Annotated in this window: 9 protein-coding genes; all 9 read left to right on the forward strand. The window is 48.6% G+C overall.

From position 1 onward, the window contains the following. Window positions 1-191 precede the first annotated feature (191 nt). Window positions 192-1,244 (forward strand): L-rhamnose/proton symporter RhaT, encoded by a 1,053-nt coding sequence (rhaT, locus tag ACY0JR_RS17650; RefSeq protein WP_462635481.1) that lies wholly within the window; start codon window positions 192-194, stop codon window positions 1,242-1,244. A 79-nt stretch (window positions 1,245-1,323) separates the two neighbouring features. Further along, window positions 1,324-3,450, forward strand: a complete 2,127-nt coding sequence (locus tag ACY0JR_RS17655) for a bifunctional aldolase/short-chain dehydrogenase (protein ID WP_462635482.1) — start codon at window positions 1,324-1,326, stop codon at window positions 3,448-3,450. Window positions 3,451-3,549: 99 nt separating this feature from the next. Then, window positions 3,550-4,824, forward strand: a complete 1,275-nt coding sequence (locus tag ACY0JR_RS17660; RefSeq protein WP_462635483.1) for a sugar isomerase — start codon at window positions 3,550-3,552, stop codon at window positions 4,822-4,824. Between the two features lie 108 nt (window positions 4,825-4,932). Continuing rightward, on the forward strand, window positions 4,933-6,324 hold the full coding sequence (locus ACY0JR_RS17665) for an FGGY-family carbohydrate kinase (RefSeq protein ID WP_462635484.1): 1,392 nt from the start codon (window positions 4,933-4,935) through the stop codon (window positions 6,322-6,324). 1 nt (window position 6,325) lies between these two features. Next, window positions 6,326-7,069: a (Fe-S)-binding protein gene (locus tag ACY0JR_RS17670; RefSeq protein ID WP_462635485.1), complete on the forward strand. Its 744-nt coding sequence runs from the start codon at window positions 6,326-6,328 to the stop codon at window positions 7,067-7,069. Next, window positions 7,069-8,454, forward strand: a complete 1,386-nt coding sequence (locus tag ACY0JR_RS17675) for a lactate utilization protein B (RefSeq protein ID WP_462635486.1) — start codon at window positions 7,069-7,071, stop codon at window positions 8,452-8,454. The genes ACY0JR_RS17670 and ACY0JR_RS17675 overlap by 1 nt, the downstream gene beginning before the upstream one ends. Next, a complete protein-coding gene (locus ACY0JR_RS17680) occupies window positions 8,447-9,034 on the forward strand; it encodes a LutC/YkgG family protein (protein ID WP_462635487.1) in 588 nt (195 codons plus the stop codon). The genes ACY0JR_RS17675 and ACY0JR_RS17680 overlap by 8 nt, the downstream gene beginning before the upstream one ends. A gap of 631 nt (window positions 9,035-9,665) precedes the next feature. Continuing rightward, window positions 9,666-10,598 (forward strand): ribose-phosphate pyrophosphokinase, encoded by a 933-nt coding sequence (locus tag ACY0JR_RS17685; RefSeq protein ID WP_462635488.1) that lies wholly within the window; start codon window positions 9,666-9,668, stop codon window positions 10,596-10,598. A 204-nt stretch (window positions 10,599-10,802) separates the two neighbouring features. After that, window positions 10,803-11,387 (forward strand): 50S ribosomal protein L25/general stress protein Ctc, encoded by a 585-nt coding sequence (locus tag ACY0JR_RS17690; protein ID WP_462635489.1) that lies wholly within the window; start codon window positions 10,803-10,805, stop codon window positions 11,385-11,387. Window positions 11,388-11,708: the final 321 nt, after the last annotated feature.

Below are 11,708 nucleotides of genomic sequence, written 5' to 3' on the forward strand. Positions count from 1 at the left end.
GATAGAATTTATGCATCGCTACATTGGCAAAGAGGAAAGAGCATCATCAATAAAGTCAACTAATTACCAGAACTGCTAAAGTTGCCGCACTAAAGAAATCAGAAAAAATCACTTACCTGCCATGACAGTACAGGATAGTGTTGAGTTGACATTATTCTATCTTGAATCATCATTCATTCTAGACCCACGTTATGCAGGCAATTCTTGGCGTTATTTTCCACTTTATTGGCGGTTTCGCCTCCGGCAGTTTTTACATTCCTTTTAAGAAAGTTAAAGATTGGGCTTGGGAAACCTACTGGTTAGTAGGCGGTATTTTCTCTTGGCTTATTGCTCCTTTTGTGGGGGCGTACCTCACCGTTCCAGATTTCATGAGCATCATCGGCGCCGCCGAATCTGATACCGTTTTCTGGACCTATTTGATGGGACTTTTGTGGGGCATTGGCGGACTCACCTTCGGGTTGGGGATGCGCTATTTGGGCGTGTCATTGGGCCAAACGTTTATTCTGGGCTTTTCGTCGGCCTTTGGGGCTTTGGCGCCACCTATCTATAGAGACATTGTGGGCACCAACAATGGGGAGACGTTCACGGGCATGCTGGCCAACACCGGCGGACAGGTAGTATTGTTGGGTATTCTCATCTGTCTGGTGGGTATTGCCATTAGCGGAAAAGCCGGTATGATGAAAGAGGGCGACATGACCACGGAGGAAAAAGCGGTGGGGGTGAAGGAATTCGATATTAAAAAAGGATTTACGGTAGGCATCATCTCCGGTATTTTGAGCGCTTGCTTCAACTACGGCATAGAGGCGGGTAAACCGATGGCGCTGGAAGCGGTGCAGAACGGAGGCAACCCCTTGTTCCAGAACAATGTCACCTTCGTGGTGATTCTCTGGGGCGGTCTTACCACCAATTTTATCTGGTGCATGATCTTGAATGCCCGTAACAGGACCTTCGGCGACTATGCCAAGAAAAGCGCTCCTTTGCTTAGAAACTATCTGTTCTCAGCCTTGGCCGGCGTCACCTGGTATTTGCAGTTCTTCTTCTACGGCATGGGCGAAAGCAAACTGGGCAACGGCGCCAGTTCTTGGATTCTGCACATGGCCTTCATTATCCTGATTTCCAATGTATGGGGTATAGCTCTGGGTGAGTGGAAAGGGGTGCAACGCAAAACCTTCAGAACCATTCTTACAGGTGTGGCGGTGATCATGCTCTCCATTGTGGTGGTAGGAATAGGAAACTCTTTGTAACAAGTACAACTGTTTTGCGGCCGCTTTTAAGAAAACAGGCGCAAAATATAAATAAGTAATTCATTCAAAATTTTTAGATATGTCAGAAGTAACGTCAAACACAACATTCAAGCACGTAAGCTACCTGTGGGACGAGGCCAAAGCGGCCGAAATGGAGGGCGACGAAGTAGCGCTGTTGATTTACCGCTCTAACCTGTTGGGTGCTGATCTGCGCCTGACAAACTACGGAGGTGGCAACACGTCCTGCAAGACCACAGCCAAAGACCCGTTAACGGGAAAAGAAACCGAGGTGATGTGGATCAAAGGCTCCGGTGGCGACATCGGGACGTTGAAGAAAAGCGGGTTGGCGGCTTTGTATGTAGACCGTCTGAGAAGCCTGGAGAACGTGTACCGCGGCATTGAACACGAAGACGAGATGGTGGAGCTTTTCAACCACAGCATCTTTGATCTGGCTTCTAAAGCTCCTTCTATTGATACGCCTTTGCACGGCTTCCTGCCGTTCAAACACATAGATCACCTTCACCCAGATGCAGCCATTGCCATTGCGGCGGCTAAAGACGGCAAAAGAATCACTGAAGAATTGTTTGGCGGAACCATTGGCTGGGTAGATTGGCAACGTCCAGGTTTTGACCTGGGTCTGCAGTTACGTCAGTGCCTGGAAGAAAACCCAGGTATCAGAGGCATCATGTTGGGCTCGCACGGATTGTTCACCTGGGGTGACACGGCGTATGAAAGCTACATGAACACCCTGGAGGTGATTGAGCAGTGTGCCGAGTACCTGGAAGAAAATTACGCCAAAAAAGGCCCTGCCTTCGGGGGAGCCAGAATTGAAAGCCTGCCATCTGAGCAGCGTTTGAAACAAGCAGCTGCCTTGGCCCCGGTATTGCGTGGTTTCTGCTCCAGCGAGCGCCACATGGTAGGTCATTTCACCGATGATGCCCGCGTACTGGAATTCACCAACTCAAATGACTTGTCCAGACTGGCACCAATGGGTACCAGCTGCCCAGACCACTTCCTGCGCACCAAGATCAGCCCGCTGGTTTTAGACCTGCAACCCGGTGAGGACCTTTCTGATGTAAAAGCGTTGAAAGAGCGTTTAGCGCCTGCTTTTGAAGAATACCGTCAGATGTACACCCAGTATTATGAGTCTTGCAAGCACCCTAATAGCCCGGCCATCCGTGACGCCAATCCGGTTATCATCTTGTTCCCAGGCGTGGGTATGTTCTCTTTCTCCAAAGACAAGCAGACCGCACGCGTAGCTTCTGAATTCTACATTAACGCCATCAACGTGATGAAAGGGGCTGAAGCGATTTCAGAATACACTTCTTTGCCGCGCCAAGAGGCTTTTGATATTGAGTACTGGTTGTTGGAAGAAGCTAAATTGCAGCGCATGCCTAAGCCAAAAGCCCTTTCCGGTAAGATCGCTTTGATCACGGGTAGTGCTGGTGGTATTGGCAAAGCCATCGCGAAGAAGTTTGTGGAAGAAGGTGGTGTCGTGATTCTAAACGACATGAACGAAGAGCGTCTGCAAAGTGCGGGCGAGGAGTTCAAGAAGCAGTACGGCAAAGATTCGTATGCGACCGCTAAGCTGGATGTAACCAAAGCAGACCAGATTCAGGATGCTTTTGATGTGGCAGCCCTGGCCTTTGGCGGGATTGACATCGTGATCAACAACGCCGGTCTGTCTATCTCTAAAACCATTGAAGGCCACACTGAGAAGGATTGGGACTTGTTATACGATGTATTGGTGAAAGGCCAGTTTTTCGTAACGCAGGCTGCGGTGGAGGTAATGCGCAAGCAAGCCATTGGTGGTGATATCCTGAACATCGTGAGCAAAAACGCTCTGGTAAGCGGCCCGAACAACGCTGGTTACGGAAGTGCCAAAGCTGCCCAGTTGCACTTGAGCCGTCTGAACGCCGCAGAACTTGGTGCCGATGGTATCAGAGTAAACGTGGTGAACCCAGACGCGGTAATCTCTGACAGTAACATCTGGGCCGGTGGCTGGGCCGAAGGTCGTGCCAAAGCATACGGTATTACGGTAGAAGAACTGCCTGCTTATTATGCCAAGCGGACTTTGCTGAACCAAATCATCTTGCCAGAAGATATCGCTAACGCTTGCTTCGCCTTTGTGGGCGGATTGCTGAGCAAATCTACAGGCAACATGCTCAACGTAGACGGCGGTGTAGCCATGGCCTTCCCAAGATAATTTCTGATTGATTTGTTTTAGGGCTGTTTTTTCAAAAACGGCCCTAAAACTGTTTTCAAACTTTCTCTCACCTTAGGTGAGGTCCTAACGAACAAAGCCATGCAATTAGAAAAATATAAAATAGACGAATTTAACCATAGCCAGCAGGCGGAACATACCCGCAAGTTTGAGTTTCTGGCCGAAGGCCTCTCAAACGTAGAAGGTGTGCTGCAGAAGTTGGTGGATTTCCAGATTGCCATTCCTTCCTGGGCACTGGGCACCGGCGGAACCCGTTTCGGGCGTTTCTCCGGAGGCGGAGAGCCAAGAAGCCTGGAAGAGAAGATTGAGGATGTAGGTTTACTGCATGCCTTGAACCGCTCCAGTGGCGCTATTTCCCTGCACATTCCTTGGGACATTCCCCAGGATTACAAAGCTACCAAAGCTTTGGCCGCGCAGTTCGGACTGAAGTTCGATGCCGTTAACTCCAACACGTTCCAGGACCAACAAGGCCAAGGACAGAGCTACAAGTTCGGGTCTATGCAACACGTAGACAGAGCGGTGCGCCAGCAAGCTATTGACCATAACATTGAAGTAATCAAGCATGGTATTGAACTGGGTTCTGAGTCTTTGACCGTTTGGTTAGCCGACGGTTCCAGCTTCCCGGGTCAGTTGAATTTCCGGAAGGCCTTCCAGAATGTGCAGGAGTGCCTTCAGGAAGTGTACGCGGCCTTACCAGACAACTGGAAAGTATTTGTGGAATACAAAGCCTTTGAGCCAAACTTCTACTCCACTACCGTGGGCGACTGGGGACAGTCCTTGTTGCAGGTGAACAAATTGGGTCCTAAAGCTTACACGTTGGTTGATTTGGGTCACCACTTGCCAAATGCCAACATTGAGCAGATCGTTTCTTTACTCTTGATGGAAGGCAAACTGGGTGGATTCCACTTCAACGACTCTAAGTACTCAGATGATGACCTGACCGCTGGTAGCATCAAGCCTTACCAATTGTTCCTGATTTTCAATGAACTGGTAGAAGGCATGGATGCCCGCGGCATGAACCACGCCACCGATTTGGGCTGGATGATCGACGCCTCGCACAACCTGAAGGATCCATTAGAAGACTTATTACAATCTGTACAGGCCATCATGATCGCGTATGCGCAGTCATTGATAGTAGACAGAGTTGCTTTGACGGAGGCCCAGCAGAACAACGACGTGGCTCGTGCACAGGAAATCCTGCAGGATGCTTTCCGTACCGATGTTCGTCCGTTGGTAGCCGAGGCGCAGTTAAGAGCGGGCGGTGCGGCCAATGCATTACAGTTGTACCGTCAGTTGAAAGTACGCGAGAACCTGATTCAGGAAAGAGGTCTTAAGACTGTTTCTTCTGGTTTATAAGCTTTCTTCTTCTACCATTTAAATATTGAAGTGATGAGAGAATAGAAGCGAACCAATTGCTTTTATTCTCTCATTCACGCCTTCACTCAATCAGTCATTTATTCAGGCATGCAGAAGATACCGGTAATCGCCATCTTTGATGTGGGCAAGACAAACAAAAAGCTGTTCCTCTTTGATGAGCACTACAAAATAGTGTATGAGCGGTCGGCTAAGTTTATAGAGACGGTGGATGAAGACGGTGACCCTTGCGAGAACCTGGAAAGCCTACGGTTATCGGTGTTTGATTCTCTGCGTGATGTGTTTAAGCGCCCTGAGTTTGAAATTAAGGCCATCAACTTCGCTACCTACGGAGCCAGCTTCGTGTACGTAGATGAGGAAGGTAAGCCACTCACGCCGCTTTACAATTATCTGAAACCATATCCAGAGGATCTGCAGAAGCAGTTTTACACCACTTACGGCGGCGAGGAAAAGATATCGAAAGAAACGGCCTCACCCGTGTTGGGCAGTTTGAACTCAGGCATGCAGCTCTATCGGCTCAAGCACGAACAACCCGAAGTGTTTAAGCAGGTGAAGTACGCGTTGCATTTGCCTCAGTACCTCAGTTCCCTTATTTCCGGCGAGTTCTATTCAGACATTACCAGCATCGGCTGCCACACCAACCTTTGGGATTTCACCAAAGGCGATTACCATGCGTGGGTGGAGCAGGAAGGTTTACTGGAGAAACTGGCCCCAATTAAAAGGGGTGATGAAGCCGTGGAAGCCTCTTTCCCAGGGAATAGTTACAAAGTAGGCATTGGCTTGCACGACAGCTCGGCGGCATTGATTCCGTATCTAGTGAATTTTCATGAGCCTTTCGCGCTTATTTCCACCGGAACCTGGTGTATCACTCTCAATCCCTTTAACGCTTTACCGCTAACTGCAGAGGAATTGAAGCAGGATTGCCTAAGTTATCTGCAGTACAAAGGAAAGCCCGTGAAGGCCTCTAGGTTCTTCGGCGGGTATGAGCATGAACAGGAGGTGAAACGCATCGCGATTCATTTCGACATGAGTACGGCCGTGTTTAAAAACATTGAGTACAATCCAGAAATCATCCAGAAACTGCAAAGCGAGCAAAAAGCATCAAAGGAGACACAACAGAAAGTAAACGCCTTGCCTACCTCAGGGTTCTCAGAGCGTGATTTAACCTCTTTTTCCACAGGCATCGAGGCTTACCATCAGTTTGTCATGGACTTGGTGGTGCAGCAGGCTGCTTCCAGCAGATTAGTGCTGGAGGGTACCAATGTGAAGCGGATTTTTGTAGACGGGGGTTTCGGGAAAAATTCCATTTACATGAACCTTCTTGCCATGCACTTCCCCGAAATAGAAGTGTACGCCGCCTCTTTGGCACAGGCAACCGCTATCGGGACAGCCATGGCGATCCATCCAATTTGGAATACCAAACCATTCCCGAACGACATCATTGAATTAAAATATTACGCAGTAACGCACCAGGAGGCATAATATGACGGTAGGGCTTTTTATCCCTTGTTACGTTGACCAATTTTATCCCAACGCAGCCATTGCTACGCTGGAACTACTGGAGAAGGCCGGGGTAAACGTGGTCTACCCCATGCGGCAAACCTGCTGTGGGCAGCCCATGGCGAACTCTGGTTTTGAGCATTTAACCAAAGACTGTAACGAGCTTTTTGTGCAGAACTTCGCGCAGTTTGATTATATCGTGTCGCCTTCGGGTAGTTGTGTCTTACACATCAAGGACCATTTGCACTCAGACAAGCACGAAGACCAGGCACAAGCCCTTCGTGGCAAAGTCTACGAACTAGTAGAGTTTCTGACGGATGTATTGAAAGTAGAAAAGCTATCTGCCCGCTTTCCGCACAAGGTAGGTTTGCACCAAAGCTGTCATGGACTGCGTGGCCTACACCTGTCAAAGATGTCGGAACTGGTGGAGCCTACTTTTTCAAAGCCTGAGAAACTGCTGAGCATGGTGCAGGATCTGGAATTGATTCCGTTATCCAGGAAAGATGAGTGCTGCGGTTTTGGTGGTACATTCTGTGTAGCTGAAGAAGCCGTATCGGTGAAAATGGGCAAAGACCGTGTGGCGGACCATCTGCAGCACGATGCGGAATTCATTACCGGTGCCGATATGAGCTGTCTCATGCACATGGAAGGCATCTTGAGAAGACAGAAAAGTAATGTAAAGGTGATGCACATCGCCGAGATATTAAACGCACAGGAGGTAGGTTGATGAAGGAAGGACACACCAAAGATCACGCGGCCTTAGCCGATGATTTTAACCAGGACGAACCTCGGGTAAACTGGCACGATGAAACCCTTTGGTTTATCCGTGAAAAGCGCGACCGAGCTGCTTTCGCCATTCCAGATTGGGAGATGCTGCGTGAGACCGCTTCGCAGATCAAGTTTCATACGCTGTCAAACCTAAGCCAGTACCTGGAGCAGTTTGAAGCCAATGCCAAAGCCAATGGCATCACGGTGCATTGGGCCGCAGACGCCGAAGAGCACAACCAAATTGTGCATTCCATCCTGACGAAGCATGGGGTAACCCAAATGGTGAAAAGCAAATCCATGCTCACCGAGGAATGCCACCTGAACGACTATCTGGAGCAGCACGGCATTGAAGTAATTGACTCAGATTTAGGAGAACGCATTGTGCAGTTGGCCAAAGAGCCGCCTAGCCACATAGTTCTGCCCTGCATCCACTTGAAGAAAGAGGAAATCGGCGATATTTTCCATCAGCACCTGGGTACGGAGGCTGGTATGTCTAACCCCCAGGTATTGACGGAAACCGCTCGGCAACACTTACGCGAGACGTTTCTTACCCGTAAAGCTGCACTCACAGGAATAAACTTCGCCATTGCTGAGACGGGTGAATTTGTGGTTTGCACTAACGAAGGCAATGCTGATATGGGCGCGCACCTGGCAGATGTACACATCGCCAGCATGGGCATTGAAAAACTGATTCCCAGGCGGTCTGATTTAGGGGTGTATTTAAGATTATTGACCAGAAGCGCCACCGGCCAGCCTATTACTACCTATTCCAGCCATTTCAAAAAGCCTCGTCCTGGACATGATATTCATATCGTGCTGGTAGACAATGGCCGGAGTGTACAACTAGGCCGCGAAGACTTCCGGAACTCGCTTAAATGTATCCGCTGTGGAGCTTGCATGAACACCTGCCCGGTATATAGAAGGAGTGGCGGACACAGCTACCAATCAGCGGTGGCAGGGCCTATAGGCTCTATTCTGGCCCCCAACCTGGACATGAAGAAGCACGCCGATTTGCCGTTTGCGTCTACGTTGTGCGGTTCTTGCTCCAACGTATGCCCGGTAAAGATTGACATTCACAACCAACTCTACAAATGGCGGCAAGTCATTGTAAAAGAGGGCTACGTTGACCCTAAGAAGACCGTGAGCATGAAGGCCATGAACCTGGTGTTGTCTTCGCCTAGGACGTTTAAATTGTCGGGCAAGGCGGGAAGGTGGTTTATGAAAACGGTTCCTTTTTTGGTCAGTAATAAGATGAACCCCTGGTACAAACAACGCGAAATGCCGCAGCCACCAAAGGAATCTTTTGGCGAGTGGTACCGCAAAAACCGAAAAACCCATGAGTAGCAGAGATAGGATTCTGGCGGCAGTTTCTCTGAATCAGCCGGAATTAACGCCCCTACCGGAGGTGCCTTGTTTTCAGTTAGAAGCCCCGGATTTGGTGGAGAAGTTTACCCAGGTGGCGGTGAGCATTGGCAGTGGCGTTTTGCAGGTAAAGAGTTACCAGGAAATTCAGGATATTTTATCTAATGATTTTAAAATCCATCACAGGATAATCTCCCATGTGCCGGAACTAGCTTCGTTCGCAGACACTACGCTGCTAGAGGACCAGCATCGGCATAAATTGGAGAATGTGGATTTGGCTATTATAAAAGGACACTTCGGTGTGGCCGAAAACGGAGCTTCTTGGGTGACCGAAGATGTGTTAGGGCTGCGCGTGGTTCCGTTCATTTGCCAGCATCTGGCCATCATTCTGCCTAAGGACAGCATTGTGCCTTTAATGCATGATGCTTACGCGAAGATTGGAGCTGCGGAGTACGGATATGGCGTCTTCATTGCCGGTCCATCCAAAACGGCAGACATTGAGCAGTCACTGGTGCTGGGCGCACATGGCCCCAGAACGCTGACTGTATTTCTGCTGGGATAGAAAAAGGGTTTCCACGCCTGGTGGAAGCCTACAGAGAAAGTGAACGTTGAAAGAAAGCAGAACGCAGGCTATGGAATCACCTAAGAAAATTATTGCTGTGGCCATTAGGTATGGCATTGTGATACAACATGTGTTTTCTGACTTATATTCTGCTGTCCTGTTTCTTAAGAAAGGCGAAAGGGAAGGGAAGCACATCTCACTAGGAGCCTTTGATTCTGTCAGCGGAGTCGTTTACACGTTGGAAACAAGTAAGGGTACTGCCTCCCAAATTGTGCAGAAAGAAACGTTGAAGAGCTTTCTGGATTTAGGCCTTAACGCATCCAGAGTAGAGGTTTACTGAGGAACTAGAATTCGGGCTATCTCACTTAAAAACGGTGGAATAAGGCCTGTTGCCATTCTTTTGGCATAATCTATATCTAGGTGCTGCAAAGCACCTTTTCCGTTTGCAAGCATCACTTTAACTCTTTCCTAAATGATAAATAAATGATTCACAGATATTTACATAAGCTGTGTTTTCAGTATTTATACCTGTAAGTTCTTGAAAAAGTACCTCTTATTTTTTGCCACTGGGGTTTGAGCCTACCAAAATAAGGCGTAATTTTGCGACTTCATTCGGCAACCTCTTCTCCTCATGAATCCTACAGTTAAGATTTTCTCCGGCACTGCCTCAAGATACTTTGCTGAAAAAGTGGCAGATGCCTATGGCTTGCCCCTCGGTGACCTGACTGTGCAACATTTCTCTGACGGGGAAACTTCGGTTCACTTCAATGAGTCGGTGAGGGGTTGTGAGGTGTTTTTGATTCAATCTACTTTTCCGCCGGCAGATAATCTCTTCGAGTTGATGCTGCTGGTAGACGCGGCTAAAAGAGCCTCGGCGCACAAAGTGATTGTGGTCATGCCTTATTACGGGTACGCCCGCCAGGATAGAAAAGACAAGCCCCGGGTTTCCATTGGAGCCAAAGTGATGGCTAACGCCATTCAGTGCGTGGGCGCCGATAGATTGATGACCTGCGATTTACACGCCGGCCAGATCCAAGGGTTCTTTGATATTCCGGTGGACCATCTGGATGGCTCGGCCATTTTTGTGCCGTACCTGCGCAGCCTGGATTTAGGACAGGATCTGATCTTCGCCTCGCCAGACGTAGGAGGGGTGGTAAGAACCAGAAGCTTCGCGAAAGTATTTGGCGTGGAGATGGTAGTCTGCGACAAACACCGTAAACGCGCCAACGAAATTGCCTCTATGCAGGTGATTGGCGACGTGGAAGGAATGGATGTAGTATTGGTAGACGACTTGGTAGACACCGCCGGAACCATTACCAAAGCCGCGGAGTTGTTGCGTGACAAAGGCGCGAAAAGTGTACGGGCTATTGCTACCCACGGCGTTTTGTCTGGACCGGCCATTGACCGCATTGAGAATTCTGTGTTAGAAGAACTGGTGATTTCAGACACCATTCCTTTGAAACGTCAGTCTTCCAAAATCAAAGTATTAACGTTCTCGGACCTGTTTGCCCGGGCCATCAGCAACGTAGTAACCCACGATTCCATCAGCTCGCTGTTTATTTAATTGCTGATTGTTAATTGTTGATTGTTGTTTTGGGAAAAAGTTGTTGGTGAAAACACCAATAATGGCTAAAAAGAAGGGTGCCCTTGTTGGTGTTTTCACCAACAAGCAGAAAGGCAGAAGAAATACAGAAGTCTAGCGTCTAACATCTGGCTGCTAGCATCTTCTTCAAAAGAGTTTTTTCATTTTTTATTTATATTCATTTTTATGCAAAGCTTAGAGATTATAGGGTTTAAAAGAGCAAATCTCGGTAAATCCGAAGCCAAAGCGCTTCGTGAGGAAGCTCAAGTTCCATGTGTGTTGTACGGTGGTTCAGAGCAAGTTCATTTCTCATCACCTGCTATCTTGTTCCGTGACTTGGTTTACTCTCCAGAGGTTTACCAGGTTGATTTGAACATTGAAGGCACGCACTACAAAGCCATCATGCAAGACCTGCAGTTTCACCCAGTAAACGAAATGTTGCTGCACGTGGACTTCCTTTTATTGCAAGACGAGAAAGAAGTGAAAGTTGACGTTCCAGTACGTTTCACTGGTACTTCTCCAGGAGTTATGGCCGGTGGTAAACTGGTGACCAAACTGCGTAAACTGCGCGTGAAAGCTCTTCCAGCTAACCTGCCAGATTCAATCGCGGTGGACATCTCTGACCTGGAATTAGGTAAGTCAATTAAAGTGAACAAAATCGCTCCTGCGAACTACACTATCTTGACAAACCCACTTTCACCTGTGGCTACTGTAACTATCCCAAGAGCTCTGAAAAGCGCTCAGACCGAGGAGAAAAAAGGCAAGAAATAGTCTTTGGCTTTCTGATGTATTTGAAAATCCTGTTCTGCCTTGGCAGGGCAGGATTTTCTGTTTTAAGGCTGTTTTGGAGAGACAAGCCTATTACCAATATCATATCGTTTTTGCGCTTGACTTCGGAGAAATTGGAAGGTGTGCATGCCGTTTGCTATTTCCTTGGCTTGTCTGCTTTTCTAGGGTAAAAGTAGGTGCATGCCTTTTACCTGCTGCTAGCGTGGCGGTGGGTTGATGCGGTGCCATTATGCTTTGTTGTTGCATCTTTTCCCTCCGTGCGCTCACGGCCGCGAGGCCCCGTCTTCCCCTCGCGCACTGCCC

Source organism: Rufibacter sp. JT3400010, assembly GCF_054956755.1.